We start from the raw sequence: 24,903 nt of genomic DNA, 5'->3' as shown, positions 1-24,903 counted from the left end.
CAGGTTGCCGGCCGCCGCCTGCAGGATCTTTCGGTAGGAACGAGGGGGTGGCGGACGGCCATTCCTCGCCGCGTCATCTGACGCGGCACGCGGCACCTTGGCAGGGCTGGCAGGTCAGTAGACCTCGCCGACTTCCTGGATTTCCGCCTCGATGTCGTCGCCGTCGAACCAGCCTTCGAACCAGCCTTCCTCTTCGATGGTGACGACCTGGTCGTCATCCAGATCGGCACTGTCGTAGACGCCGGTAGTGTATTCATCCTCGCTCAGGAGCGCGTCGTCGTCCGTGTCGAGATCGGCATAGTAGTTCGTGTAATTCTCACCGTAGAACGCGCCGAACTCCTCCTGATCGAGGAAGCCGTCGTCATTCGCGTCATAGGTGGCGAAGTCGGATTCGTAATCGGCGCCCAGATAGCGCTCGGTGCCGAGACCGAATTCCTCGTCCGAGATCAGGCGGTCATTGTCGCGGTCGTAATCGGCGTAGAGGCCGGTGGAATACTCGTTCTCGCTCAGGAAGGTGTCGTCATCCGTGTCGAGGGCATCGTAATAGCCGGTTTCCCCAAAGCCGGTGGTGAAGGTGTCGTAGTCGTAATCCGTGCCGTACTCGTCGCCGAACATCTGGGCGGTCGCGGGACCTGCGAGGAGGGCGGCGGTCGCAGCGGCGGCAAAGAGCTTGTGCTTGATCGTCATGTGTCTCTCCTTTCGGGTGGTCATGTGACGAGGCTTCTCCAGCGGAGGGAACCTCATCGGTCAGATTGTCCGGGTGCTACGTCTCGGGACCGATCCAGCTCCGGATCGTTCCGGCCCGTCCCGCATCTGCACGGCTTGGATGAGCCGCATCGGATCTCTGCAGAAGACGTGTTTTGGGCATGATGTTTTCTCCCATCAGCATCGTCGCACCTACGCGGGCCAAGGTTTTGCGAGGAGCCCGATCCGCTCTCGAACCGATGCAACTCGTTGGACCGCCAGGCCGCCCTGAAAGGGCGAATGGGCAAGCGCTCGCGAGCTTCGCTTGGCACCTGCCGGACCCTGCGGACATGCGAAGCAACCTCGCCCCGGACGTGTCGTGCCCAACGGAAACCATGTGGATTTGTTCCTGCCAGTTTGGGCGACCCGCTACATGAGCCTCATGTCCGGATGCCGTGCGGACAGCCCCTAGACATGGCTTCGTCAACCCCAAGCGGCAACAGACATCGAGACAGGAAGATCCTCGCGCCCAAGGGCTGTTTCATGCGCCAGCCGAGCTTCGTCGGAACGAGCCATAAGGTCCCACGTTGATGTGCCAACCCGGGAAGGAGGTCGAAATGCCTGTTGCATCAAAAACCGTTCTCACTGCTGGTTTGGCGCTTGTAGCGTCGACGTCTTCGCTTTGGGCTCAGCAGGACGCCGCGCAGGGTGAGCCGACGGCGGGGTGGGACACGGTCCTCGTCCTCGAGTTCGTGGCCCCAGAGGTGAGGGTGGCGGGAGACGTCGTGCCGGACCTTCTCGAGATGGGCCGGGAGAAGCAGCTTTCCCGACTGGAAGTGCCTGATCTCGGCGCGGAGATCAGTCGCGTCGAGGGTGCCCTCATGTTCCAGGAGTTCGAGGCCTTCTCGCTCTGGCGTAAGGACAAGATGGAAAGCTTCTTCCAGCCAGTGGGCGGAGTGAATGATCTGGACATGTCGCTGCGCATCTTCCGGCCGGAGCTGCTGGCACAGAGCAACGTGCCCGGGATGGACCCGATCGGCGACGTTGCAGTCTCTTATCGCAATACCGGCAACGACTCTGCAGGGGACGCGGACATAGACGCGGTTACCGTCATCTGTCCCGGTGACCAGGCGGACTGCAAGCCGAGCAACTGAACGGACCCCTCGATGTTCAATCTGCCGAAGATAGCTACAGCCGTCGCATTTGTCCTGGTGACAGGCTGTGCGGAGACAATAACCACCACCTTGCCAGCCTATCAGCTGGCCAATGGTCGTGTTCTCCAGGATGTCGTCACCGTCGCGGCGGACCGATCAGGGGGCGCGCCGGTGCTCACGGCGATGACGACCTATGACGTCAGTGACCTTGGTCGGACGGTGGTCATCGCGCGGGAAACGGCCTCTTCTCCAGGAATTGGAACCGCCATGGCTTCCGGTCTAGGCGGTGCGGCCCTGACCTCGGCCGCAATTCTCGGATCGGCGGCCATCCTCGAGGACGGAGACGGTGGCGACACGGTGGTCAACGCCAGTTACGCCACGGCTGGGAATACAGCGCGTGGTGGAGGTGATGCCGGGGACATAGACGCGCTCACCGCAGCGATCGGCGATTGCGGCTCTGACTGCAGTGCGAGCAACTGATCGATGCCGAGAGGTCAGCCTGCAGCCGATGGCGCTTTTCGAGGTGCCGGAGATCCCGGCATTTCGCCCGAGGCCGCTTGAACAGTTCCATCAGGAAGTCTCGCAGGTCCAGGGGCGGAGATCACACAAAAATTTGAACCGAAGGGGAAAAGGCGGGTTGGGTCAGGGATCCAGAGAGAAAGGATACGTCATGCTATTCAAATATCTTTTGCCTGCCTCCCTGCTGCTGGCGGCTTGCGCCGACATGCAAGGCTCGGAGCCCCTGACCCCACGTGGCGCTGGCGGGGCCGTCTTCAATGACGAAGATCGTCCCGATTACCGGCCGGGCGGTGACCCGGTTCTGCGCACGGGGGGCGGACTCAATGACGAAGATCAGTAATCTGCTGAGGCCTGCTTTCCACGATCGAGGCAATGCAGCGGTGTTCGGATTTACCGCATTCGAAACATGCCCCGTCAGATAAGCATCTGACGGGGCATTTCGAGGCAAAGTCTCTCTCCTGAAGATATTGGCGTCGAGCTTCCGTAGTTATTCCCAGAAGCCTTCATCGATGCCTTCGAGGTCTTCTTCATTCAGGCGTGTGACATAGGCGTAGTTCTGATCATCGACAGCGACCAGACTGACGTCACCGACCGAGATCATGACATGTTTGTCGCCAATATCGAGGAAGCCTCCGACTTCCGCGACCAAGCCGATCATCTGTCCCTCGCGGGACAGCACGATGTCCTCGATTTCGCCGATCTGGTTCCACTCGGGACCAATCGCATCATAGACTGCGGCTGAATCCCAGCCTCCGTCATTTGCCTCGTTGGTGGTGTAGATGTTGCCGCCCACAATATCGCGCGAGCGGATCAGTTCGCCTTGCAGGGCCGAAAGATCGGCACTGCTCATGGAAGCCATCGCATGGGTCTCGGCCAAACCGACAGAGCCGAGTGTAGCAAAGATGATCGCGCTGGCAGTTAACTGTTTCACAGATCTCATCCTTGCATGTCAAAATGACGGGAATGAGATTGAATTAGACTGTCAACAAGGGGTCTCCAGAATTTATTGCATGTTCCAAGTAATCAGGGCTGCACAGGAACTGAGAACCCCCGTGCAGCCCCGGAATGAGACATCGAGCATGCAAACTGAGAAAGGAACCATCACTCCTGCAAATTGTTCCGCTGCGCTTGATGTTTCTTGCAGGCGGTTCAGTTGGCGAGTGGCACGCCTTCCCCTTTATTCAGCCGGTGTGTTTTCCGCCGGACCTTCTTCCAGAACAGCCGCGAGATGTGCGATTTCCGGTCCCCTCAGCACGCCGTCGCCATCGAGATCGAAAGCGGAGAAGTCGCCCGTCAGCTCTTCCGGCGCGTCCAGACCGCCGCCGAGATCGCTGTCGTAGCTGGTGGTGTAATCCGTCGCAGCCACCCAGGCGACCTCGAACTCTGCCTTGGTGATCACCCCGTCCGTGTCACGGTCCCACTGGCCGATATCGAACTCCCGGACATGGAGTTGCTGCACAAGCTGTTCGATCCGGGCACGGTCGTCGCCGGCCTGCTCGAGAGCTGCCAGAAGTTCCTCCTTGCGGGTCTCCCCGAGGGTCGAATTGCCGATTTCCTCGAGAAGGGCCTCGTAGTCGAAAACCTCCGAGGACAGGGCTGTCTCGAGGATCGCGAGGCCCGTGTTGGAGCCTGCTGCTTCGGTCCCGAGGGCGGCTTCCGCCTCGCTTTCGACTTGCCGCGCGAGGATGTCGTCCCCCCGCAGCACGACCGGTTCATTCCCCGGTACCGGGGGCAGTGTTTCGTCTTCCACCTCGTTCGTCAGCATTTCCGTCGTCGGCTGGTCGATGGCGGGAACGGCCTCTTCACCGATATCCTCCAGCGGCTCGGCATCGGCCCCCTCGCTGGCGCTGATGTCCGCCGTCGGCGGCTCCGCAAGCTGGCCGAGGTCGTCGTCGACATTCGCGACATCAGCCGCGTCGTCGCTAATGAAGCTGGCCGCGATCAGCGCTGCTGCGCCGGCTGCGGCCACGATACCGACAGTTCTGATCATCATGCTCACTCCTGTGGGTATGGATCATGGGTTCGGTTGAATAGGTCCAACGGATAGGCGCCTGCCCAGTTTCCCGAATCCACTTCACAGCCCCGTCAGATATCGGAACCTCGTCCCGCCCGGTCCGTTGGGCGGCCATCCAAGAGGTCGTCGCACGTGGCGATGCGATCATGGCGTCGCCGGCGGCCGTTCACCGACCAGGAGGAGAGACGATATGCGACTGAAGACCGCGACCGCCATGGGGCTGGCCCTTACCGTGACCGGGGCCATGCCGGCCCTGGCCCAAACCACCTGGACCTACAGCGACATCGATACCGACGGAAACCTCGAGCTCAGCTCGGTCGAATTCGAGAACTACAGCGGTGAGCTGTTCGGGCAGTGGGACGCCGATGGCAATGGCACTATCGTGGAGCAGGAGTTCACCAGCGGTCTCTACGATGCCTGGGACACCGATGCCGATGGCGTGCTGGCCGAGGCCGAATACACCGACAATTGGGATATCTGGTTCGATGACTACGAGACCATCGGCTATGACGCGGTGGACCTCGATGGCGACGGTCTTCTGACCGAAGACGAGTTCAGCGACGGCGTCGTGAATGCCGGGCTCTTCGACAGCTGGGGCGGCGGCCCGCTCGACGAGGAGCAGTTCGCCACCGTGCTCTACGACGTCTACGATTCCGACGACAACCTCACCATCTCGCAGGTCGAGTACGACGCCGTCCCGGCGATCAACAGCCTCGGCTATGACCCGGTGGACACGCTGCGGGTGAATGACGTCATTTCGCTCTCCGAGTGGAGCTACGACGATGTCTATGCCGGCGGCATCAGCGCCGAGGAGTTCATCGACGAGATGGAGGTCTACGGCGTCACCGGTGAGGAGATCGGCGATGTCGAGGATCTTCTCATCGGCCCGGACGGCCGCGTGCTGTCGGTGATCGCCGAAGTCGGTGGCTTCTGGGACATCGGCGACACCCATGTGAGCATCCCCTTCGAGGAGGTGGCGCTGGCCGATGATGGCGACGGGATCGTGGTGCCGGTCACCGAGGAGAATGTCAGCGACTACGATCTGTGGACCTACGATGCGGTGAGCGCCGAAGAGGCGGCTGAAGAGGTCGTTTCTGGCCTGGATGATGCGACCATCCTGCGCGCCTGGCGGGCGACTGAGCTGATCGGCGACTCCGCACGCCTGCAGGACGGCGATCTCTATTCCGAGTACGGCTACATCAGCGACCTGATCCTGCGCGACGGCGAGGTGGCCGCGGTGGTGGCCAATGCGAGCTCGGGCTACGGCGCCGGCTACCAGGCCTATCCCTTCTATGGCTATGACTATGACATGGGCTGGGATGCGGGCAGCCCGTACTACGATTTGCCCTACAGCGAAGATGAGGTCAGTGAGCTGGAGCGGTTCGACTACGAGCGCCTGGGCAGCTGATCCGCGTCTCGCCGATCTTTGCTTTGCTTAACCTGCACCCCGCCGATCCCGAGGTCGGCGGGGTGGCCTCATGACCGGCGCTGGGTCGGCATGCCAAGAATCATACAGGGCTCTCCCCGCGCAGGATGGGCTCGTGCTGAGACGGAGAAACCACGATGGCACGTCCGCGCAATCGGGCCCTCAGCGAGGTCCTCGACCAGCTGGAAAGCTCCATCGAAAGCGAGAGCGTCAAGGTGGAGACGGTGATCGCCAAGCTGGGGCATCGCTCGTTCGCCTCATTGATGCTGGTCTTCTCGCTGATCTCGACATCGCCCGCCAGCGCCATTCCCGGCATCACCGCCACCGTGGCCGCCATCGTCTTCGTCCTGGTGGTGCAGATGATCGCGGGACGGGACTGCGTCTGGCTGCCGGACTTCGTGACGCAACGCGAGATGTCGCGGGCGAAGCTGTGCAAGGGGATCGGATGGCTTCGCGGGCCGGTCCGGTTCGTGGAGCGCTTCCTGAAGAGCCGGCTCACCTTCCTCTTTCACCGGCCCTGGCTCTGGCTTCCGCTCCTGCTGATCCTCGGGCTGACCCTGTTCATGCCGTTCATGGAGATCATTCCGACCTCGGGATCCATTGCCTCGGCCGTCATCGCCCTTTTCGCGGCCGGGTTTCTAACTCGCGACGGGATCGTGGTGATTGCCTCCATGCTCCTGCTGCTCGCCGTGCCTGTGGCCGCGTGGCACTTCGGCTTTTCTGGTTGACAGCCCAGCGGCCCTACCGGCTACGCGGCCGGTGCGTCTCGCCGGTGCGTCTCTATGGGCGTAAGTATGACCCTCACCTGATCCCCAGCCGCTTTTCCAGGTCGCGACGCAGCTTGCGGCTGGCGGCCCGGCCCGTGATCTGCTCGGCCATCAGCGTCCGGCCATGCAAGATCTGGTCCTGGCCCGACCCCTCGATGACGAAGGCGCGGCGGGCGCCCGTGACGGCCCCCTTGGCTGCGGTGGCCGTGACAACGGTGACGGTGACCTCGGAGACCTCGTCGAGGGTCCCATTGCACTCACTGCTCGAAAGCCCGCGTCGGATCAGGTCCCCGAACTCGCCGATGCTGCTGTGATGCCCGCTCTGCAAGGGGCCCTGATTGGTGGTCTCCCGTGGATCCTGCAGCTCCTGATCGCTCATCAGCGTCCGGTCGGTCACCACGGCCTGGCACTGCTCGCCTGCTACCACGAGATCGATGACGACTTCGACGATGTAGATCGGCTCGAGGCCGAGGTTGGAAACGAAGCACCTGCCTTTCAGAGCGGCGCCCGCGCCTTGGGTGATCGTCACGAGCTGTCGGCGCTGGCGCAGGAAGCTGAACAGGAAGATGTTCAGGTAGGAGATCCACACCACAAGCATGGCCGCATTGAGCGCTACAGAAAGGGCGGCGCTATGGTCGGCGAGCCATTGCATGACGGGTGCTCCCTCGTTCGGTCAGGCGCAACACGTGGGGCCCGGGGCGGGTCCATGCCTGAATGCTTCGTGACCCGGCCGTGAGGACGGGAGGCGCGCCCTTGCTTGCCAGCCATGGGCCGCGGGTGGAGTGCATCCCATCAACCTGCGGGTCATTGCAGGCCCGGTGGGCAGGGCCCGCATTGCCCGATTGCTCTTGGCCTTCGAGCGGACCTGGCATCGGCCCCATACGGGGAGCTACATGGTCTGCAATCGTTCGAGCAGCACTTCGTTGCTCTCCAGCGTCGTCAGCCGGTCGCGCAGGATGTGGTAACCCCGCGGATCCGTTCGCCGGGCGATCAGGGCCCGGCGGCTCCAGCGCCCCTGCATCCGCATCGAGCCCTTCTCGTCACGAATGCCGTAATCGCGCCCGACGCGAAGGTGCAGCTTCCGCAGGTTCGCGGGCACCCAGCGCCGCGTTTCATCCGTGCCATCCCACTGGTGGTAGATGTCCTCGTAGGTGATGACCTCCGTGGGCGAGCCGCCGCGGCGCAGGTCACTGGCGATGTCATGGACCCGCGGGATGCTCACGTTGCGATCCTTTCCCCCGATCAGGATGGTGACCGGGGCGCCGGGCGTCCTCGGATCCTCGAGGCGCGGGATCCAGCAGCCGTAATAGCTGACATGCGCCGCGAAGCGGGGCCCATCGGGAAGGTAGGCCCGGGCCAGCTGCTCATAGGCAGCGAGTTGGGTGATCATGCCGCCGTAGGAGAAGCCAATGATGCCGATGCGGCCCGCGTCCACATCCGGGCGGCCCGCCAGGTAACGCAGCCCCGTGAAGGCATCGCCGAGCATCATCGCTTCGGTCACCGACATGGCGCGGATGAAGTCACCATTGCTGCCGACACCTCGCGTGCCGAAGCTGTCGATCACCAGGACCACGTAGCCTTCGTCCAAGAGCATGCGGCCATAATCCCGCTCGCGCTTGTCCTGCAGCCCGCCCAGACCTTCGGACACCACCACGGCCGGGCAAGGGGAGCTCGTGTCATCCGGCAGGTACAGCTCGGCCTCGATCTCGATATGGGGCACGTCCTCACCCCCAATCATGTCGTGGATGAGGTCGGGGTTGGGGCCGGTGATTGTGATTGTCTGCATGGGCCTATCAACGCTGCCGTTGTGGTTGGGAGGTCAACAGGTGCCGTTCGAGGGGGTTCCGCCTGGCTCACTACGACTGCTCGAGATGCCTTGTTGCGAGCCAGGGCGGGCGCCAATTGGGGGGACCATCCCGAAATTCTCCCGTTCGCCCTTAGGACAGGTAACACAAGGGTGATCGCGATGAAGCCAACCATAGCTGCCGCCACGGCTACGGAGGCCACGCTCGACCGGGGCGGCCGCGCCTCTTGGGGCGCCATCTTTGCCGGGACCGTCATCGGCCTCGCCGCCTTTATCCTGCTCAGCCTTTTGGGCCTCTGGTGGGGCTTTGCCGCGCTCGAGCCGACCGAGGCCAATCCGATCGGGGCGGTGCCCTCGGTGGCGCCGTGGTGGATCGTGGTGTCGCAGATCCTGGCGCTGCTGGCCGGTGGATACGCGGCAGGCCGTTTCGCAGGCGTGCTGCACAAGACCGGCAGCATGCTGCACGGCGCGGCCGTCTGGGGGCTTACCACGCTCGGCGCCGTCTGGCTCGGCGTGTCGGCCTCGATGAGCCTGGTGAACATGACCGGCTCGCTTCTGACCAGCACGGCGAAGAACGTGGCCGACGCGGCGCAGGCCGTGATCCCGGAGGACATGCAGCTGCCCGACTTCGCGCTGCCCGATGTCGGCATGGAAGCACTGCCCCAGGACCTCCGCCAGACCCTGAATGCCCCGGGCCTCACCCCGCAGAACTTCCAGGCCGAGGCCCGGGAGATCTTCCGGCAGGTGATCGATCAGGCTGAGCAGCGCCGCGCGCTCGACGCGGTGCAGGGCACCGCCCAGGAGATCATCCAGCAGCCGAGCACGGCCCCCGGTGAGATCGACGATCTCGTCGGCACGCTGTTCGGCCAGGGCGGGGTGCTGAACGAAGAGGATCGGGCCGAGGCGCTCTCGGTGCTGCAGAACCGCTTCAGCATCTCGCAGGCGGAAGCGGAACAGTTCATCGACCAGGTTCAGGCGCAGCTGCAGGACACCGTGGATGCGGCGCAGTCGGCGCTGGAGGAGGCGCGCCAGACGGCGGCCCAGGCCATGGATGCCGCGGTCGATGCGGCGGGCAACGCCGCGATGGCCGCCTTCATCGCCTCGCTGCTGGGCCTTGTCGCCGCCGTGGCAGGTGCTGCGTTCGGGCGTCCGGTGCGCGACTGACGCCGGATCGAGAGGGCGCGGCCGGTGGCGCACCGGACGCGCCTTCTCGACGTGTCCGGGATGACCCGGATCAGGGAAGGATACGCAAGACAGGAGGGCAGGATGGCCAACCCCATCAAGACCCTGGTGCAGGACTACGAATGGATCCACCTCTCGCTGGGCCTAGCAGGCAACGTCATGTTCCTGGCCGGCAGCGTCTTGTTTCTGCCGGCGTTCGAACAGCAGAACCCCGATTCAGGGCTGATAGACATGAAGTGGCAGACGGTCGGCGTCTGGCTGTTCATCTTCGGTGCCTTCTTCATGTTCATCGGCGCCTTCGGCAACCTGCTCGTGAAGCTCTACCAGAAGGCGGACTCCGACTGAGGGCGTCCCGGCAGCTGAACTAGACCGGGCTACCCCGTCCAGCTGCTCGATACGCTTTCGGGATCGAACAGCTCGTTTTCACCGAAGGCATCGATCTCGACATCCGCGTACTCGGAGGGCTCAAAGGGCACGAGGCTGCGGCCCTCGCCGCGAAGGCTGTCGATCGCTCGCACGAGCGATCCGTCCATCTCTTGCAGCCTGCGCTCTACGGTCGCGTTGGGGACGTCCAGATGCTCGGCCAAGAGATCGTTTCGGAGCCCGACGATGCTTGCGCGCAGCTGCGGGTCGGACGCGTCATCCACCTCGATCGACAGGTCGCATTCGGTGTCGAAGCCCATGGACCGGTTGTTGAGGTTCGACGAGCCGACCCGCAGCAGCCGGTCATCCATGACCACGACCTTGGCGTGGACGTAGATATGCGTCCCCTCCGTTGCCACCGGCGTGTAGAGGCGAAACCGGTCGTGATGGTCCGCTTCTCGCACCAGTTTCAGCAGACGGGCACGGGCCGCGCCCAACACCTCGGCCGTGAGCCAGCCCTCGGCGCTGTGCGGGTTGATCACCACGATCTCGGGCCCGTCCGGTTCGCGCAGCCGGGCCGCCATCGCTTCTGCGATGCGGCGCGAGGCGAAGTACTGGCTTTCGATGTAGAGGCTATGGCGCGCCTGGCGGATGATCTCCAGGTAGAGCGCCTCGATCTCCCGCACCTCCGCGCGGCCCTGATATTCCGGCAGCGTCCGGGAAATGGCGACCGGCTGTTCGATCGCCACCGGCGAGAGCCTGTCGGGCCAGATCGGCTCGCCCGGCATCGGGGCGGCAAGTCGTTCGCCCGTCGCTGCCTCCCACCGGTCCCGGGCCAGCTCGCCCAGGGCCCGGGCAGCTTCGCCGCCGACGGCGGTGGTGATGTCGTGCCAGGGGCCGTAGTGCCGCTTCGAGGTGGGACGCCGGCGATGGGGGTGCTCGTCGCGATGCGCGCGCGTGTCCCAGCGCGCCGCCGTGATGTCGATGCCGCCGCAGAACGCTAGCGCATCGTCGATCACCACGATCTTCTAGTGATGGGCGGCGCCGGAGGGGTGGGCGTGATCGAGACGCATGTGGATGTTCTGATGCGAGAACCAGTCCGCCACCATCAACGGCGTCGAACCCCGCGCCAGGGTCTGCAGCGCGCCCAGGTCCCATTTCAGCATGTGGATCTGTAGCCCGGGGGTCCGCTCCGCCACCCAGTCGAGGAAGGCTCCGAGCGTGTTGGGCGCCTCGCCCTTCGGGGCACCGGGCTCGAGTTCGATCCGGGTGTCGAAGTCCCAGCCGATGAACAGGACGCTCTGGCGCGCCTGCGGCACCACCTCGCGGATGACGGAGAAGTAATCGGCCGCATCCACGATGACCGCCAGACGATCGGCCTGCGCCATCTTCCAACAGGTCTCGCCCGGTCGCAGGATCCGGCAGGGGTGGGGCAAGTCGGACATGGTGCTTTCCCTTGGTTGCGTGCCTGCAGGAAGCGAACGAGACACCCCGCGCTCCGGTTTCAGGCAGGGCGGATGGCCTGCCCGGAACGACGCAGGGAGGGGCGTGGCATTGCAATCGTGAAGAGCGGCCTCGGAACAGCATTCGCCGATCGCGGTTGGGAGGGTCGATGACACCAGACACAATCTGGAGGACATTATGACCCGTATTCGCCAACTCCTTCACGGCACCGCGCTGACGGCCGCGTTTGGCCTCGGGCTTGTCGCGGTTCCCGCGCTGGCCCAGGAGAACCAGTCGCAGGACCAACAGTCGCAGCAGGGCCAGGACGCTTCGGCGCAGGCGCAGGACAATCGGAAAGTCGCCACGGTCAACGGCACCGACATCGTCACGAGCGACCTGATGCGCTTCGTGGACATGCTGCCCGATCAACTTCGGCGCTCGCAGCCGCCCGAAATGGTCATTTCCGCAGCCATCCAGCAGCTGGTCATGCGTGAGCTGATCCTCGAGGAGGCTCGGAGTGCCAACCTGGCCGAGAACGACCGGGTGAAGCAGCTGGTCGCGCAGTCGACCATCGACGCCGAGGATGACGCGATGATCCAGGTCTGGCTCGAGCAGGAGTTCGAGGACGACATCACCGACGAGGCTGTCCAGGGCGCCTATGATGCGCTGCAGGCCACCAACACCCAAGAGCTACCGCCGCTCGAGAAGGTGCGCCCGCAGATCGAACAGCAGCTGCGCCAGCAGGCCTATGCCGACCTCCAGACCCAACTGCAGCAGAGCGCCGACATCGTCTTCTACGATGCCAGCGGCAATGCCGTGACCCCGCAATCCGGCTCGGGGCAGAACAATGGGTCTGACGCCGCTGCCAATTCCGGCGAGAGCAGCGACAGCGGTCAGTCCAGCAATGGCGCGAACTCGAACAGCACCAATGAGAGCCAGTCCAGCGATGGCGCCAGCACGAGCGGCTCCGACAGCTCCAACAGCAATGGCTCGTCGAACGAGCAGAATGGCAGCAGCGGCAACTGAGCCGCTGCAGAGCCCGGATGGATCGAAGGTTGATCCGGGCTGATACTTTCTGATGTCTTGCGAAGACCGCGCCTCCCTTGCGGGACACGGCGTGGTCTTTTGCATGTTTCGAGGTGAAGGAAGAAGGGAATCCCCGAAAGTTTGGAACCCTCCTCCATGCCCTTGGTTGCCCCTACAGACCTTTCGTCCGGTCGATCAAGGCTGTGTTCCCCTGTTGCGCATCAGGGGAGCGCAGTCTTTTTGCTGTTTGAGCCGCTTTCACAAGCGATGACCGTTGACAGGACTGGAAAGGCGGCCCCGGAGGGCTGGTGATCGGGCCTAGGCCGGGTTCCCGCCGGCAATGCCCCCCTGCTTACCCACCTCTGGACTTGCCCTTTTCATTCGCCACGCGCGCATAGAGAAACACCCCGGGGCTGGCCGTCACGCCGTGCAACAAGACCGAGGCGGTGACGGCGGCGCTGGTGATGGTCCATGTCCGCGGGTCATGCAGCATCTCCTGTGCGTGCAGCGCGTAGTAGATGGCCGCCACGCCCACGGGGCCGAACCAGCCGAAGAAGACGGCATCGCGTCGCTTCACCCTCATGAAGGGCGCCAGCACCAGAAGGGTCAGGGGGCGGCGAAGCGCGAGAACAGCCAGCGCGAACAGTCCGAGCGTCCAGCCCTGCGCCCCCCAGGCGCTCCACGGCAGGAGCGCGCCGGTCAGTACGAACACCGGCAGGGTGAACAGCTTGGACACCGCCTCCTGGACGTTCTCGTCCTCCATTTCGGCCTTGCGGTCCACCAGCGCGTTGAAGGCGATGCCGGCGGCGAAGGAGGCGAGGATCCCGTCCGAACCCACCGCATGCGCGGCGCTTACCGCCAGCAGCGACAGCGCCACCGTCATCCCGAGGATCGAACTTTCCGCCACCCAGCCCCGGCGGTCACCGACCCGCAGGATGATGGCGGTCACGCCGCCGAGCGCAGCACCGATGGCCACGGCCAGAAGAACCCCCACCGGAATGGTGTGGGACAGGAAGCGGCCCAGCCCCGCCTCGGTACCTTCCGTCAGAAGCAGCAGCGGCAGGAGCACGAGCAGGTAGGCGAGCCCGTCATTGGCTCCAGATTCCGTCGACAGGATGGTTCTCGTATCGCGCGGCAACGAGCTCTTGGCGACCTTGCCCGTCACGATCGAGGCCGCGACCACGGGATCGGTCGGGGTGATTGCCGCGCCCACCGCGAGGGCCATCAGCGGCGCCAGCCCGAAGGCGAGCCAGGCCAGCCCGCTGGAGACGGCCCACATCAGGAGTAGGCCCGGTCCGAGGAGCAGCAGCAGCGGTCGCCGCAGGCGTGACAGGTCCTGCGCCGGAATGCGCAGCGCCACACCCATGACCGAGATGGCCAGCGTCACCCGGGCCGCTTCCTTGAGGATCAGGTGCGGATCGCCCCAGTCCTCGGGTCGCATCCACCCGAGCCCCACAGGGCCCGCAGCCACCCCGATCGCGAGCGCCAGCAGGGGCCGGGACAGCGGCAGCTTCTGCAAGAGACCGGAGGTCAGGCCCAGCCCCACCACCGTAAAGGCCGCGAGGGCCATCGTCAGGTAGAGCTGCTGCATTCACCGGTCTCCTGACTGTGCGCTTCGAGAAGCCAAGAGATCCGCAGCTTGGGGGTTCCCCCCGAGGGGCGCAGCCAAGCCCAAGCTGAGGCTGATGAGCGCTACGGGCGAGGGGGCTGGCCGGCCCCTCCACCGACGGGATCGGAACCACCCCTTCGCGCTCGTGGTTTTCAAGGCTGGAGAGGTAGGTCCGCCATGGGGGCGGCCGCCTATCGGGAGAAAGGGAGATCCAAGATGAAGCATCTGCTGAGTAGTGCGGCTTTCGTGGTTCTCGGCTCGGGCATGGCCTTGGCCCAGAGCGACGTCACGACCAACGTCTACACAGACAACTCCTTCTGCACCTCGGACTACAGCCCCGCCACTGATGGCGACCAGGAGGAGCAGAGCCGGACCGAGTTCGCCGAGATGGACCTCGACGATGACGGCATGGTCAGCCAGGACGAGTACATCGAGTGCCGCAAAGCGGCGACCGGGGACTCCGAGGCCTCGGGGAGCAGCGACGATAGTTCGGCCGACAATTCGAGCGACAGCGGATCGAGCGACAGCAACGCGTCGGAGAGCGACAGCTCGTCCAGCGGGAACTGAGAGGGCTGTGACGCGACGCCGTGGTCTTTGCCGCGGCGTCCGCTAGAGACGGGGTTGAGGAACTCTACCAATGGCCATAGCGGCAGATGACGCTCCCCACCTGCCGGCGGAGGTGGGCAAGGCTGCCCTCGTTGCGCAACCGATCCAGGCCACAAAGAGGAGATCACCCATGTTCAACGAGGCTCTGAAGAAGGCCACGCCACGCGCTGAGAACGGTGCTGTCAACGTCTTCGTCGAGACGCCGAAGGATAGCCGCCACAAATACGATCTCGACCAAAGCGGTCTGTTCAGCATCTCGATCGAAATGCCTGAGGGCCAAGCCTTCCCCTTCAGCTTCGGTTTCATCCCGGGGACCGAGGTAGCCGATGGCGATTGCCTGGATGTGATCTTGATCACCACCGGCTCGACGCCCGCCGGCGCGCTCATCCAGACGCGGCTGATCGGCGTGCTGAAGATGGAGAACGACGAAGATGGCGAGATGGTCCGGAACGACCGGATCGTCGCGGTCGCGAACATGTCGCGCGCCTACCGCCATATCGGGACGCTGGGCGATCTGCACAACGGTTGGGTCTGGGATGCCGAGGTCTTCTTCCAGACCTACAACCGCATGATCGAGCGCCCCTTCAAGATAGTAGGGACCGGCGAGAAGGACGAGGCCTACCAGATGCTGGAAGAGGCCGAGAGGACGCGGTGAGCCGAGACCCCACGATCACTCGGTGCAGTTCTCCTCGAGCCAGTCGAGCGCGCCGGTCGTGATGCGGTGGATGCGGGTCGAGAAGATCGCGGGCTCTTCGTAGCTGTGCAGCTCGGTGATGGCCGCGACCACCTCGTTCCAGCGTGCCTCGACCGTCTTGATGTCCAGCCGCCATTCGAGATGGTTATGGATCTCGCCCTCCCAGCGGTAGAGCGTGTCGATCCTACGGATATGGACGGCGGCGGCGAGCCGGCGTTCGAGGAGCGCCCGCGCGATCTTGCGCGCCTCCTTCTCGCTGTCGCAGCCGGTGTGGATCAACGTGGGCATGCTCGAAGCGTCTCAGAAATCGTCGGGCAGGTCGAGTTTGAAACCCACCCCCAAGTCGGCGGCCTGGTGCAGCTTCACCCGCCCGGTCCGGTCGAGATCGAGCGCTCCGACAAGCCCGTCGACGGTTGCGACCAAGGCGGATTTCCGGTCCGCCCGCACCGCCCGGACATAGGCGCGAGAGTAGCCGAGCGGCTATCGTTACCTAGCACGTCGCCGCGTGACCGGTTTTTATCCCGCCGTCGACAGCTCAGTGCGCGGCCTGCCGGGCATTACGCGCGTAGACTTGCGCGGCGGTCGCACGCGATGCTGCCTCGACCCGGCCCAGGCTGGAGAGAATTTGGGGGCCGCCCCATGCCCACTCGGTGCCATGCACCGCGTCAGGTGCCACCACTTTCCGCTTCGTTCCCTGCGACCCTGCCTCCTCTGCCTTGAGCCGCCGTGTCGCGTCGGCGCGCAGCTGCTCAAGCCGTTCTTCGCGCAGTCGTTCGACCCGCTCCTGGTTCAACAGTTGGCGAAGCTCGATCAACTGCATGTAGAAGCTCTGGCGACCGGAAACGGGTGCGATCATTGGACGGAAACCTCGGTGCGAACACCCTCGTTCCAAGCGCCGGAATAGGGCCAGAATGGGGCGCCGCCGCAGTATCGCCTTATATGTGGCGATCTCGCCACGCACGGAACTGGCCCTGTGAGGCCCGGTTATCCCGCCATAAGAGGAGGGAGGCCGCGCATGTCATCGAAGCACTGGATCGGATACGGAAGTCTGCTCGGGCTGGCTTTGGGAGGCTTCTTCGATGGCATCCTGTTGCACCAGATCCTGCAATGGCATCACCTGCTAAGCCTCGTGCCGGGCATCGACGACATGCGCCTGCAGATCCTCTGGGATGGCTATTTCCACGTCCTGATGTATGTGCTCGCCGCCGTGGCTCTCTGGGGCCTCTGGCGTGCCCACCGGTGTGGAAGCGGCGTTCCCGGCGCCCAGCTGATCGGCGCGATGCTCATCGGCTTCGGTGGCTGGCATGTGCTCGACAGCGTGCTGTCGCACTGGGTGCTGGGAATCCATCGCATCAAGCTCGACAGCCCGAACCCCATGCTCTGGGACCTGATATGGTTCTTCGTCTTCGGTCTGGTGCCCATGGCGGCGGGCTGGGCCGTGATGAAGCGGGGCGGCCCGGGCAGTGGACGCTCGGTGGCGGCCATGCTCGCCCTGACCGTGATGACGGCCGGCGCCGGCGTCTGGTCGATGCGGCCGCCGCCGGACCAGCCGCTGACGGCCGTCGTGTTTCGACCCGGCGTAGAGGCGCTTTCCGTGCGCAAGGCGATCGACGAGTTGGGGGCACAACTGGTCTGGGCCGATTCGGCGATGGGCGTGGTGATCCTCGACGTCGCGCCGGAGAACCGCTGGGGGTTCTACCGGCGCGGTGCGATGCTGGTCAGCGGCTCTGGCGTGCCCGCGGGATGCTTCAGCTGGAGCACGGCTTGAGGGGCTATTCCTTGCCTGCCTTCGATGCCTGAGTTGGGCGCCTGGCCGGAGCGGTCATGCTCCCTCCCGCGTCGGTTTTGCGAGGGCGCCCGCGTTTCTTCGGTGCCACGCCAGCCGACGCGTCGTCGGCATGCGCGGATCCTCGGTCGGACTTGTCGCTCTCGACGGCCTGCGCCTTGGCCGCTTTGCGCTTGCGGGCAGGGGCGCTCTTTGGGGTCTTCTCCGCACGCTCCTCAGCGTCGATCTGTTCGACAGCTTCGTGCCAGTAATCCTGATCGCGGCCATGTTGGGCGCCGTCGCGCTCCCAGAGCTCGTAGGCGCGCTGGCGGATCTTCTCGTCGCGGTTGCTCGGCATAATTCGTTCCCGACTTCCTTGGTGGCTGGTTTCTCAAGATGGTGCGCCATGTCAGCTTTGAAAGGAGAACGGGATGTCGGGGAGGAGGCTTCACGCGGCGCCAAGACCTCGCCCGGCTCTGCAAGTTCGCGCCGAAGCGCAATTTCCACGGCACATCCTATGCGCCTGACTGCATCGCCTCCATCAGGTTCCCTGGAAGACTTTGGCCGATGTTCGGCAGCCCCGGCATTTCCGGGGCGTGGCGTTGAGGCGCTCGCAGATCGGAGTCAGATATCGATCTGGGGGTGCCTGGGGAGCGGCTTTGCTGGCGCTCTGCACTGCGCTTGTGGCTGTCGACAGGCCCGGTATTTGAAGGGGGGAGGGCATAGCGAACCGGGTCGGCCCCGGTGGTCGAGAACCGGAACGACATCGCCGATGCTCACAGGAAGGCTTCGCATCGACGAGGCCGCCCCGGCGGATGTGTATCGCAAAACCAAGATCTTCGAGGCGCGGAGGGCGGCGGAGGTCGAAGCGAAAGCGCGGGACGGCAAAGCCGGGCGCGTGGCGCGGCTCAAACGCATTCTGCATCGCCGAGGCTGATGCGCGACCACCTGAATTTCAGCAGGCAGGCGGGATCGAAACGCGCTCTCGGCGGTTGGTTTTTCGATGCCGGGCATCGGAATGACCCAGCGCTCGGCAACCGCCCGAGAGGCGGCTGGAGACCGAGATGATCCATTGGAGTCCGGCGGCGGCACCGGAGAACCGCCACGACATCGACGACCTGAAAGCCAAGCTCGCGATTGCGGAAGCCGCGGTGGCCGATCTTCGACGAGAGGTCGAGATCTACGAGGCGAGGGAACGTATGCTGGCCGAAGAGCGCGAGAGCGACGCAGGCATGGTCGGGCGCCTGAGACGGGTTCTCTACCGCCCGAAGGATGGCCTTCGCGGAGGGAGTTGACCCGCCAGCCTTCGTTATCGAAGGGTGACGCTTTGCCCGATGGTCCATCGGGAAGTCTGGTGCGCTGGTAGCGGCTTGTGCGCCAGGGCCTGGCGTTCAAGCCGTTAAACCTAACCCCTGGACCGACAGTGCATCAGTTCACAGCATGCCCAAGGGACGTCCGCTAGGGACGCGGCTCTGTCCCGCGGTCGCGACCTAATCATCGTGTCCACGAGATCGGCGGCAGCGCGACGAAGTTCATCAGAGTCCGGTGGAGCCGATGTGGAATGACCCGGCGCTGGGGCTTCCCTCGCCGGGCCTCGTTGAAATCGATCCAGTTCCTGAGCTCCGCCCGTGCCTCCGAGCCGGTCTCCCAGGCGTGCAGGTAGTCGCACTCGTATTTTAGGGCGCGCCAAACCCGCTCGATTGTCTCAAGCTACGGTCTGGGCTCAATCAGCGTCCGATCGAGCCAGGGCGACCGCGATGTCCGCATTGTCGAGAATGTACTGGCCATACTCCCGACGCCAGACGAAGCCCTTCTCCCGCAGCGCCAACAGGGCCGTCTGGACCGTCGTCACGGCAGGCATTCGACCGCGATGGACATCCTTCAGGGCTTCGCGCGTTTCCTCCGAGAACGGCTGGAATGCCAGTCCCTTCTTCGCCATGATCCGCAGGATCCCCTGCTGAAGAGGGGTCATGGAGGCGATCTCGGAAAGCGTGTCGATCTCGGCCTGCACCTTGCGTTCGGATGCGATGCGTCTCAGTGCTTCCGGGCCGGCGCCCTCCGGCGCGAAGATCAAGTCGCGCAGGCAGTCGGTCAGCAGTTCCGGTCGCCGCCCGACGACCTCGAAAGCCGCTTCGAGATCTTCTGGAGCGAGCTTCGCGCTGTCGGCAAGGGACTCGTTCACGCGCGCGACCATGCTGGCAATGTAGGAGGATCCAAGCGGCGGAAAGGGTCTCACGATGCCGCCGAAGAACGGGGCCTGCCGGTTCTGTACGAGGGTCGACAGCTTGTCGCGGTGCGAACCGGTCATCAGGAGGTAAAGGTGCCGATCGCCCGGTGCTTGGTTGATTGCGTCCCGTGCGGCCTTCAATGCGAACATGGCGTTGAGCCCGGCATCGGTTTCGACCGCCTGCTGCGCCTCGTCGATGATGACGACCAGGTCCTTGTCCGTCGCTTTGATCAGATCTTCGAGGGCCTCGGCGATCGTGCCCGACCAAGGGCCACTCTCCTTCAGCCCGACAGAGAAGCCCAGCACGCCGACCCGGTTGACGGGGCTCTTCCTTCTCATGCGCGAGATCAGGCGGTCATGCTGCTCCAGCGCGACCCTGATCCGAGAGATGATGAGGTCGGCCGGATCGGCGGACCGATCGGACCACAGGTCGACATAGATGACGGCATAGCCCTTGCTGTCGAGATGCGGGATTAGATCCGATCTCAAGAAGGTAGTCTTCCCCGTTCGCCGCGGCGCTGCGAGAAACAAACCGGCCAGCGAGCCGGTAAGCGGATCAGGGGTCAGCAGTGAGGCAATGCGGGCGGCATCCTCGACGCGGGGCACATGTAGGGGAGATGTCATTACGCATGCCTATGTAAAGGGTGCGTAACTTACGTAATGCAAGAGTAAGGTGGCGTAAAGTGTCTTAGGTGTGGGACTTGAGCAAACGATGTGACACCGAGCATGCCGCGCATCCGCCCACTCCCTCGCCACCTATCTGTAGTGAAGGAGGGAGCCTTGTATCTCTTTTTGGATCTCGGCTTGGGCAGGCGGCAGGAGCTGGGGCAGCATGGACCTGCCATTCGCTGCATTCACCCGACAGCAAGGTGTCGCATCCGGAGCATTGTCTCCATCCCGCTCGTGCTATGATTTCCTTCTGATCGAAACCCGATGCAGGGTGGTCGTCCGTCATCCAGAAGGGTCATTCAAGGAGCGACATGCATGGCCATGATGGTGGATCAGGACCAAGCCCTCGGCGCCTACTTCCTCAAGCCTGGTCGAGCCGAACTGCGGCACTCCGGCAGAACACGCACCCATTTCCTCGCCACCGGCGGCACGACGGGCGGCGCCTTTGCCTTGATCGACGAAACCGCGCGCTGCGGCGAGACTGTGCCGCTGCACCGGCATCCCGCCGACGTCGAGTCCCTCTATGTGATCGAGGGAGTGCTGGCTGTCTTCCTCGAACGTTCGCCTTGCCGGATGGCCGCTGCAGGGGCCTTCGCCCATTTCGCTCCCGGCGCGGTCCACGGCTTCCGGGTCGAAAGCGACACAGCGCACTACCTCCTCTTCACAACACCTCGGCATGGGGAGTTCTACCGGGCCATCTCCAAGGCACCCGGCGAGACCGACGACCCCGACGCCCCCATCGATGACGAGACGATCATGACCGCCTGCCGGGACTACGACGTCGAGTTCATCGGTCCGTTCCCTTCTGGACCTTTGTCCTGAGAGGCCCCCTCCAGCTTGCCCTACGACGCGGCGTGCCTGATCGATTTCATTGATCAAGATCAAGGGAGACGGCGAAGACCGTGCTACGGTTAGGAGGTACGAGCGGGCAAGGTTGCGAGTGGGGAGATCGCACAACCGAGACCCGGCTTACTCAGGCCTCTCGGTCATGACGATGGCCATCTCGTGGAGAGTTGCGCTGACATCGGTGCCCAGCGTCTCGCGACGATGTGTGACATCGTGCAGGCGCTGCAGGATCGCGCAGGCTTCGCGGATTTCATGCTTCGTGAACTCCCGGTCCGACCGGGCCATACCCCCCATGCTGAGGGAGGGGTGGTCGTGGATGGAATGGCTGATGCCATAGACCAGCCCATGCGCGCGGGCCCGCCCTAGGACGTCCGCTTCGTCGAAGGCCGCGAGTTCGGACCATCGCGTCGTGCCGGGATGCCGCATGGCCGACCGAACGGTCGGATCCTGCAGCAGGAAGCCTTCGCGTGCATAGGTCTCGAGCCAGGAGGGGGGATAGCTCTCGAACATGTAGCTGGGGGCCTGGAACCGGACGTGCAACGCGATCGCGAAACCCGCAGGCGCCAGATCGCCAAGACGCGCCAGCCCTTCGATGACGATCTGCTCTATCTTCATTCCGCTCCTCGTATGAACCTCCGTTAGCTTGAAAATTTCTACTCAACCGCGTTGGTTCAATCTGTTAAGGCAATCTTCCTAAACGGGAGTTCATCCCGATGTCAGGTAACCGAAAGGTAGTCGTGAGCGTGTCCGATCTCTCTGCCAACGCGCTGCAGGTCTTGGCCCCGGCGGGGTATTATCTCGGCCTGCGCATTCTCTTCGCCTTCCCTGCTGCCGAGGAAAACGAGTTGCCTGCTTCGTGGGTGGAGCTCTATGCGCGCGAGCGGTTCTTTCTTGCCGATCCCGCGTTGCGCTGGTCGCTCGACCACAGCGGCGCGATCCGCTGGAGCGACTTGTCCCGGAACGATCCAGCCGGGATGACCCGGCTGAGCGCGGACTACGGCATGCGTCATGGCGCGGTTGCCGCATGCCGAGAGTCCAGCGGGCTGCGCTCCTATGGCCTCTTCTACCGCGATGACCGCGACTATAGCGCGGCCGAGCTCGAGCAACTCGCCCGCTTCATTGCCCATCGGCATCGCGGCGTGATATCGAACCTGCAGCTGACCCGGGCCGAGATCGCGGTATTGAAGGCGATCAAGGAGGGCACGCGGCTCAAGCAAATCGCCCACGACTTCGGGGTGAGCGAAGGCGCGATCAAGCAGCGGCTGCGCAACGCCCGCCTGAAACTCGACGCCGCGACCGGCGCGCAGGCCGCGATCAAGGCCAGCGAGGCCGGGCTGATCTGACTCCAAGCTTCGCGCAGCCCGTCCAAGGAAATGCAGACCTCCTACTCGGCTGAATGGTGTTTCTTCCTGTGCCGACGGCGGCCGTAAAACCAATGCGGCTCTCAGAAATGGCCATCTGAATTGAAACAGCCTCAGGGCGCGACGTGCGTTCTGCCGCTTGCTGCCCCCCTCAACCACTCGTCGAGCTTCGACCATCGCCTGCGGCCGGACGTGTTCTTGACCGCCATCGCCACAGCCTTCGGCTGTCCCACGAGAACCACCAGCTTCTTGCCCCGGGTCACCCCGGTGTAGAGCAAGTTTCGCTGCAGCATGGCATAGTGTTGGGTCAGGACCGGGATGACCACTGCCGGGTATTCTGATCCCTGGCTCTTGTGGATCGTGGCAGCGTAGGCCGGCACGAGCGTGTCGAGTTCGCCGAAGCCGTAGGTGACCGGGCGGCCATCGAAATCTGCCACGAGCTCGCCCTCATCGACGTCGACGCTGCCGACATAGCCGATGTCGCCATTGTAGACGTCCTTGTCGTAGTCGTTCTCGATCTGCATGACCTTGTCTCCCGGGGCGAAGGTCCAGCCGAAGCGCTCGATCTTGCTGCCTGCGGTGGGATTGAGGGCGGCCTGCAATTCGATGTTCAGCGAGCGTGCACCCACGCCCCCACGGTTCATCGGGCAGAGAACTTGGACATCGCGAATGGGATTGAGGCCGAAGCGCCGCGGGATCCGCGCGCGGACAAGCTCCACGACCCGGGCCACGGCTTGCTCTGGATCCGACGCCGGGACGAAGTAGAAGTCGGTTTCTGCTTCGGGCTTCGTGAGGTCGGGAATACGCCCGCGGTTGATCAGGTGGGCGCTGGTGATGATCCGGCTTTCGGCCGCCTGACGGAACACTTCCGTCAGCCGAACCACGGGGATGGCTTCTGACTCGATGATGTCGGCCAGAACCTGTCCGGGGCCGACGGATGGCAGCTGGTCGATGTCGCCGACGATCAGCAATGCGGCCCCATCGGGGACGGCGTTGAGCAAGGACTGCATCAACAGGACGTCGACCATCGAGCTCTCGTCCACGACCAAGAGATCGCAGTCGAGCGGGTTCTCCCGATCACGTTTGAAGCCGAAGGCTTGGGGGTCGAACTCGAGAAGACGGTGGATCGTCTTGGCTTCCCTTCCGGTCGCCTCGGTCATGCGCTTGGCAGCGCGGCCAGTCGGGGCACAAAGCAGGAGCTCGACGGACTTTGCTTCCAGAATGCGCAGGATCGAGTTCACGATCGTTGTCTTCCCGACACCCGGACCGCCCGTGATGATCAGCACTTTGGAGCGCAGAGCCAACCGGATGGCGTCCGTCTGGCTCTCTGCCAGAGAAATCCCTGTCTGGCTCTCGATCCAGGGCAGGGCCCTGTCGGCGTCGATCTCGGGCCACGGGACATCGCCCGCCGCGATCCGTTGGATCCGATCTGCAACCACCTGCTCCGCGTGATAAAGGCCGCTGAGAAAGGTGCAGGGTTCGCCCGCGACGCTGTCGTTTATGACCGTGCCGTCCGCCAGTTCGAGCTTCATCGCCGCCTCCACGAGGTCTGCCGAGACGTCGAGCAGTTTCACGGCCAAGGCGGTCAGATCCGCCACAGGCAGCCCGCAATGCCCGTTGCCCATCGCTTCGCTGAGTGCGTAGGAGATCCCGGCGCGCACGCGGATCATGGCGGTCTTCTCGATGCCAAGTTTCTCGGCGATCAGGTCCGCCGTGCGAAAGCCGATGCCGCGGATGTCCCGTGCAAGGCGGTAGGGGTTCTCGCTCATCACCTGCACGGCGTCGGTGCCGTAGGTCTTGAAGATGCGAACCGCACGTGCCGTTCCGACCCCGTGCTGATGTAGGAAAACCATGATCTCGCGGATCACCTTTTGATCGGCCCAGGCAGAGGTGATCTTCTCGGCGCGTTTCGGACCGATCCCCGCGACCTCACGCAGTCGCTCCGGCGCGGCTTCGATGATATCGAACACGTCCTTGCCGAAGTGCTTGACCATGCGCTTGGCGTAAACCGGCCCGATACCGCGGACCATGCCGGAGCCGAGGTATTTCTCGATACCCTCCAAAGACGAAGGCGCCGACGTTTTCAGGAAGCGCGCCCGAAACTGCAGACCGTGCGTCCGATCGTTGATCCATTCCCCGGAAGCCGTCACCCATTCGCCGGCAGAGATAGTGGCAGCGTGACCGATGGCGGTGACCAGATCGCGATGCCCGCGCGCCTTCAGCCGCAATACGCAAAACCCGCTCTCAACGCTGTGAAATGTCACCCGCTCCACCAAGCCGGCGAGCACTTCGCTGGTGGTTGGATCTCCCTCTTCGAGGTCTCGGTTGCGCGTCATGCTACAGCCCAAGTGCGACCGAGCCGACAGGCGTCAACATGATCGAAGATGGCGTCACCCTTCCACATCCCGCGCCCCCCATCGCGCAAAGCTCAGCTCCAGAGCAGGGCCATTGCTCCCTTTTGCGCTCGTCTGTTCCGACACAAGGGTAGCGGCAGGTGCTGGGAAGGTCACAGAACTTCCGCTGTCCAAGCTTATCCTCCGTTTCTCGAGGCCCTCGTACGGCTCCGTCGTGCGTCGGTCGTTCAGGCACGCGACCCGGCGCCATTGCGAAAACAAGGGATGTGCCGAAAGCCTGCGCAATCAATTTAGGACGTCGGCAGCAAGGCAGACGGATGATCCGCATGGTGCTGTCGGACGGCTCCCCAGATCACGGCATCTTCGGCAGAAGATGGACGCCGGGCTTGC

At 64.0% G+C, this 24,903-nt stretch carries 30 protein-coding genes and 2 pseudogenes; 15 read left to right on the top strand and 17 right to left on the bottom strand.

Annotated features, from left to right (window positions below; all coding sequences use genetic code 11):
• Nucleotides 1–114 precede the first annotated feature (114 nt).
• Nucleotides 115–687, bottom strand: coding sequence for a hypothetical protein (locus O4G76_RS07100; protein ID WP_269396667.1), 573 nt, complete (start codon nucleotides 685–687; stop codon nucleotides 115–117).
• 614 nt (nucleotides 688–1,301) lie between these two features.
• Here O4G76_RS07100 and O4G76_RS07095 point away from each other — a divergent pair.
• From O4G76_RS07095 to O4G76_RS07085, 3 genes are all read left to right on the top strand, one after another.
• Entirely contained in the window at nucleotides 1,302–1,838 is a 537-nt protein-coding gene (locus O4G76_RS07095; RefSeq protein ID WP_269396666.1) for a hypothetical protein, read from the top strand.
• A 12-nt stretch (nucleotides 1,839–1,850) separates the two neighbouring features.
• Nucleotides 1,851–2,318: a hypothetical protein gene (locus O4G76_RS07090; protein WP_269396665.1), complete on the top strand. Its 468-nt coding sequence runs from the start codon at nucleotides 1,851–1,853 to the stop codon at nucleotides 2,316–2,318.
• A 190-nt stretch (nucleotides 2,319–2,508) separates the two neighbouring features.
• Nucleotides 2,509–2,697: a hypothetical protein gene (locus O4G76_RS07085; RefSeq protein WP_269396664.1), complete on the top strand. Its 189-nt coding sequence runs from the start codon at nucleotides 2,509–2,511 to the stop codon at nucleotides 2,695–2,697.
• A 147-nt stretch (nucleotides 2,698–2,844) separates the two neighbouring features.
• Here O4G76_RS07085 and O4G76_RS07080 read toward each other — a convergent pair whose 3' ends face one another.
• The gene (locus tag O4G76_RS07080; protein ID WP_306467226.1) at nucleotides 2,845–3,297 is read right to left on the bottom strand and encodes a PRC-barrel domain-containing protein; all 453 of its coding nucleotides are present in this window, start codon (nucleotides 3,295–3,297) and stop codon (nucleotides 2,845–2,847) included.
• A 237-nt stretch (nucleotides 3,298–3,534) separates the two neighbouring features.
• Nucleotides 3,535–4,350: a hypothetical protein gene (locus tag O4G76_RS07075; protein ID WP_269396662.1), complete on the bottom strand. Its 816-nt coding sequence runs from the start codon at nucleotides 4,348–4,350 to the stop codon at nucleotides 3,535–3,537.
• A 211-nt stretch (nucleotides 4,351–4,561) separates the two neighbouring features.
• On the opposite strand from O4G76_RS07075, the gene O4G76_RS07070 reads away from it, so the two are divergent.
• Together O4G76_RS07070 and O4G76_RS07065 are read left to right on the top strand one after the other, a co-directional pair.
• Nucleotides 4,562–5,779: a PRC-barrel domain-containing protein gene (locus tag O4G76_RS07070; protein WP_269396661.1), complete on the top strand. Its 1,218-nt coding sequence runs from the start codon at nucleotides 4,562–4,564 to the stop codon at nucleotides 5,777–5,779.
• 155 nt (nucleotides 5,780–5,934) lie between these two features.
• Nucleotides 5,935–6,525, top strand: a complete 591-nt coding sequence (locus tag O4G76_RS07065; RefSeq protein WP_269396660.1) for an exopolysaccharide biosynthesis protein — start codon at nucleotides 5,935–5,937, stop codon at nucleotides 6,523–6,525.
• Between the two features lie 73 nt (nucleotides 6,526–6,598).
• On the opposite strand, the gene O4G76_RS07060 is transcribed toward O4G76_RS07065, so the two are convergent.
• Both O4G76_RS07060 and O4G76_RS07055 read right to left on the bottom strand, forming a co-directional pair.
• Nucleotides 6,599–7,216: a hypothetical protein gene (locus O4G76_RS07060; protein ID WP_269396659.1), complete on the bottom strand. Its 618-nt coding sequence runs from the start codon at nucleotides 7,214–7,216 to the stop codon at nucleotides 6,599–6,601.
• Between the two features lie 237 nt (nucleotides 7,217–7,453).
• Nucleotides 7,454–8,350: a dienelactone hydrolase family protein gene (locus O4G76_RS07055; RefSeq protein WP_269396658.1), complete on the bottom strand. Its 897-nt coding sequence runs from the start codon at nucleotides 8,348–8,350 to the stop codon at nucleotides 7,454–7,456.
• A 180-nt stretch (nucleotides 8,351–8,530) separates the two neighbouring features.
• On the opposite strand from O4G76_RS07055, the gene O4G76_RS07050 reads away from it, so the two are divergent.
• Both O4G76_RS07050 and O4G76_RS07045 read left to right on the top strand, forming a co-directional pair.
• Nucleotides 8,531–9,532, top strand: coding sequence for a hypothetical protein (locus O4G76_RS07050; RefSeq protein WP_269396657.1), 1,002 nt, complete (start codon nucleotides 8,531–8,533; stop codon nucleotides 9,530–9,532).
• Between the two features lie 102 nt (nucleotides 9,533–9,634).
• A complete protein-coding gene (locus O4G76_RS07045; protein WP_269396656.1) occupies nucleotides 9,635–9,895 on the top strand; it encodes a YrhK family protein in 261 nt (86 codons plus the stop codon).
• Between the two features lie 29 nt (nucleotides 9,896–9,924).
• On the opposite strand, the gene O4G76_RS07040 is transcribed toward O4G76_RS07045, so the two are convergent.
• Entirely contained in the window at nucleotides 9,925–10,932 is a 1,008-nt protein-coding gene (locus O4G76_RS07040) for a phospholipase D-like domain-containing protein (RefSeq protein WP_269396655.1), read from the bottom strand.
• Between the two features lie 9 nt (nucleotides 10,933–10,941).
• Nucleotides 10,942–11,358 carry a hypothetical protein gene (locus O4G76_RS07035; protein WP_269396654.1) on the bottom strand — a complete coding sequence of 139 codons (417 nt, stop codon included), beginning with the start codon at nucleotides 11,356–11,358 and terminating at the stop codon, nucleotides 10,942–10,944.
• Nucleotides 11,359–11,554: 196 nt separating this feature from the next.
• Between O4G76_RS07035 and O4G76_RS07030 the strand changes: the two genes are divergently transcribed.
• Nucleotides 11,555–12,382, top strand: a complete 828-nt coding sequence (locus O4G76_RS07030; RefSeq protein ID WP_269396653.1) for a SurA N-terminal domain-containing protein — start codon at nucleotides 11,555–11,557, stop codon at nucleotides 12,380–12,382.
• A 352-nt stretch (nucleotides 12,383–12,734) separates the two neighbouring features.
• On the opposite strand, the gene O4G76_RS07025 is transcribed toward O4G76_RS07030, so the two are convergent.
• A complete protein-coding gene (locus O4G76_RS07025) occupies nucleotides 12,735–13,973 on the bottom strand; it encodes a cation:proton antiporter (protein ID WP_269396652.1) in 1,239 nt (412 codons plus the stop codon).
• A 234-nt stretch (nucleotides 13,974–14,207) separates the two neighbouring features.
• Here O4G76_RS07025 and O4G76_RS07020 point away from each other — a divergent pair, with 234 nt between their 5' ends.
• Together O4G76_RS07020 and O4G76_RS07015 are read left to right on the top strand one after the other, a co-directional pair.
• Nucleotides 14,208–14,558, top strand: coding sequence for a hypothetical protein (locus tag O4G76_RS07020; RefSeq protein WP_269396651.1), 351 nt, complete (start codon nucleotides 14,208–14,210; stop codon nucleotides 14,556–14,558).
• A gap of 169 nt (nucleotides 14,559–14,727) precedes the next feature.
• Complete coding sequence (locus tag O4G76_RS07015; RefSeq protein ID WP_269396650.1) at nucleotides 14,728–15,252, top strand: inorganic diphosphatase; 525 nt, start codon at nucleotides 14,728–14,730, stop codon at nucleotides 15,250–15,252.
• Between the two features lie 15 nt (nucleotides 15,253–15,267).
• Here the strand turns inward: O4G76_RS07015 and cutA are convergent, their stop codons facing one another.
• The 3 genes from cutA to O4G76_RS07000 all read right to left on the bottom strand — a co-directional run bounded on the left by cutA (nucleotide 15,268) and on the right by O4G76_RS07000 (nucleotide 16,147).
• Nucleotides 15,268–15,579, bottom strand: a complete 312-nt coding sequence (gene cutA, locus O4G76_RS07010; protein ID WP_269396649.1) for a divalent-cation tolerance protein CutA — start codon at nucleotides 15,577–15,579, stop codon at nucleotides 15,268–15,270.
• Between the two features lie 12 nt (nucleotides 15,580–15,591).
• On the bottom strand, nucleotides 15,592–15,714 hold the full coding sequence (locus O4G76_RS07005; RefSeq protein WP_269396648.1) for a hypothetical protein: 123 nt from the start codon (nucleotides 15,712–15,714) through the stop codon (nucleotides 15,592–15,594).
• Between the two features lie 112 nt (nucleotides 15,715–15,826).
• Nucleotides 15,827–16,147 (bottom strand): hypothetical protein, encoded by a 321-nt coding sequence (locus O4G76_RS07000; RefSeq protein WP_269396647.1) that lies wholly within the window; start codon nucleotides 16,145–16,147, stop codon nucleotides 15,827–15,829.
• 159 nt (nucleotides 16,148–16,306) lie between these two features.
• Between O4G76_RS07000 and O4G76_RS06995 the strand changes: the two genes are divergently transcribed.
• Complete coding sequence (locus O4G76_RS06995; protein ID WP_269396646.1) at nucleotides 16,307–17,059, top strand: DUF2243 domain-containing protein; 753 nt, start codon at nucleotides 16,307–16,309, stop codon at nucleotides 17,057–17,059.
• Nucleotides 17,060–17,063: 4 nt separating this feature from the next.
• Here O4G76_RS06995 and O4G76_RS06990 read toward each other — a convergent pair whose 3' ends face one another.
• Both O4G76_RS06990 and O4G76_RS06985 read right to left on the bottom strand, forming a co-directional pair.
• Nucleotides 17,064–17,414 (bottom strand): DUF2934 domain-containing protein, encoded by a 351-nt coding sequence (locus tag O4G76_RS06990; RefSeq protein WP_269396645.1) that lies wholly within the window; start codon nucleotides 17,412–17,414, stop codon nucleotides 17,064–17,066.
• Between the two features lie 183 nt (nucleotides 17,415–17,597).
• Nucleotides 17,598–17,717 (bottom strand): annotated as a pseudogene (locus O4G76_RS06985) (IS30 family transposase); the annotation flags it as partial.
• Between the two features lie 111 nt (nucleotides 17,718–17,828).
• On the opposite strand from O4G76_RS06985, the gene O4G76_RS06980 reads away from it, so the two are divergent.
• Both O4G76_RS06980 and O4G76_RS06975 read left to right on the top strand, forming a co-directional pair.
• On the top strand, nucleotides 17,829–17,993 hold the full coding sequence (locus O4G76_RS06980) for a hypothetical protein (protein ID WP_269396644.1): 165 nt from the start codon (nucleotides 17,829–17,831) through the stop codon (nucleotides 17,991–17,993).
• Nucleotides 17,994–18,120: 127 nt separating this feature from the next.
• Nucleotides 18,121–18,351, top strand: coding sequence for a hypothetical protein (locus tag O4G76_RS06975; RefSeq protein WP_085896302.1), 231 nt, complete (start codon nucleotides 18,121–18,123; stop codon nucleotides 18,349–18,351).
• A gap of 289 nt (nucleotides 18,352–18,640) precedes the next feature.
• Here O4G76_RS06975 and O4G76_RS22005 read toward each other — a convergent pair.
• Together O4G76_RS22005 and O4G76_RS06970 are read right to left on the bottom strand one after the other, a co-directional pair.
• Nucleotides 18,641–18,757 (bottom strand): annotated as a pseudogene (locus O4G76_RS22005) (IS3 family transposase); the annotation flags it as partial.
• A gap of 22 nt (nucleotides 18,758–18,779) precedes the next feature.
• A complete protein-coding gene (locus O4G76_RS06970; RefSeq protein WP_269396643.1) occupies nucleotides 18,780–19,889 on the bottom strand; it encodes an ATP-binding protein in 1,110 nt (369 codons plus the stop codon).
• 378 nt (nucleotides 19,890–20,267) lie between these two features.
• Between O4G76_RS06970 and O4G76_RS06965 the strand changes: the two genes are divergently transcribed.
• Nucleotides 20,268–20,774 carry a cupin domain-containing protein gene (locus O4G76_RS06965; RefSeq protein ID WP_269396642.1) on the top strand — a complete coding sequence of 169 codons (507 nt, stop codon included), beginning with the start codon at nucleotides 20,268–20,270 and terminating at the stop codon, nucleotides 20,772–20,774.
• Nucleotides 20,775–20,921: 147 nt separating this feature from the next.
• Here the strand turns inward: O4G76_RS06965 and O4G76_RS06960 are convergent, their stop codons facing one another.
• A complete protein-coding gene (locus O4G76_RS06960) occupies nucleotides 20,922–21,413 on the bottom strand; it encodes an autoinducer binding domain-containing protein (RefSeq protein ID WP_269396641.1) in 492 nt (163 codons plus the stop codon).
• A gap of 122 nt (nucleotides 21,414–21,535) precedes the next feature.
• Between O4G76_RS06960 and O4G76_RS06955 the strand changes: the two genes are divergently transcribed.
• Nucleotides 21,536–22,141, top strand: coding sequence for an autoinducer binding domain-containing protein (locus O4G76_RS06955; RefSeq protein ID WP_269396640.1), 606 nt, complete (start codon nucleotides 21,536–21,538; stop codon nucleotides 22,139–22,141).
• A gap of 131 nt (nucleotides 22,142–22,272) precedes the next feature.
• On the opposite strand, the gene O4G76_RS06950 is transcribed toward O4G76_RS06955, so the two are convergent.
• A complete protein-coding gene (locus O4G76_RS06950; protein ID WP_269396639.1) occupies nucleotides 22,273–24,495 on the bottom strand; it encodes an ATP-dependent RecD-like DNA helicase in 2,223 nt (740 codons plus the stop codon).
• Nucleotides 24,496–24,903 lie beyond the last annotated feature (408 nt).

This window comes from Limimaricola sp. G21655-S1 (assembly GCF_027213785.1).
In the GTDB taxonomy this organism is placed as follows: domain Bacteria; phylum Pseudomonadota; class Alphaproteobacteria; order Rhodobacterales; family Rhodobacteraceae; genus Limimaricola.
This window is presented reverse-complemented; position numbering and strand designations above follow the sequence as displayed.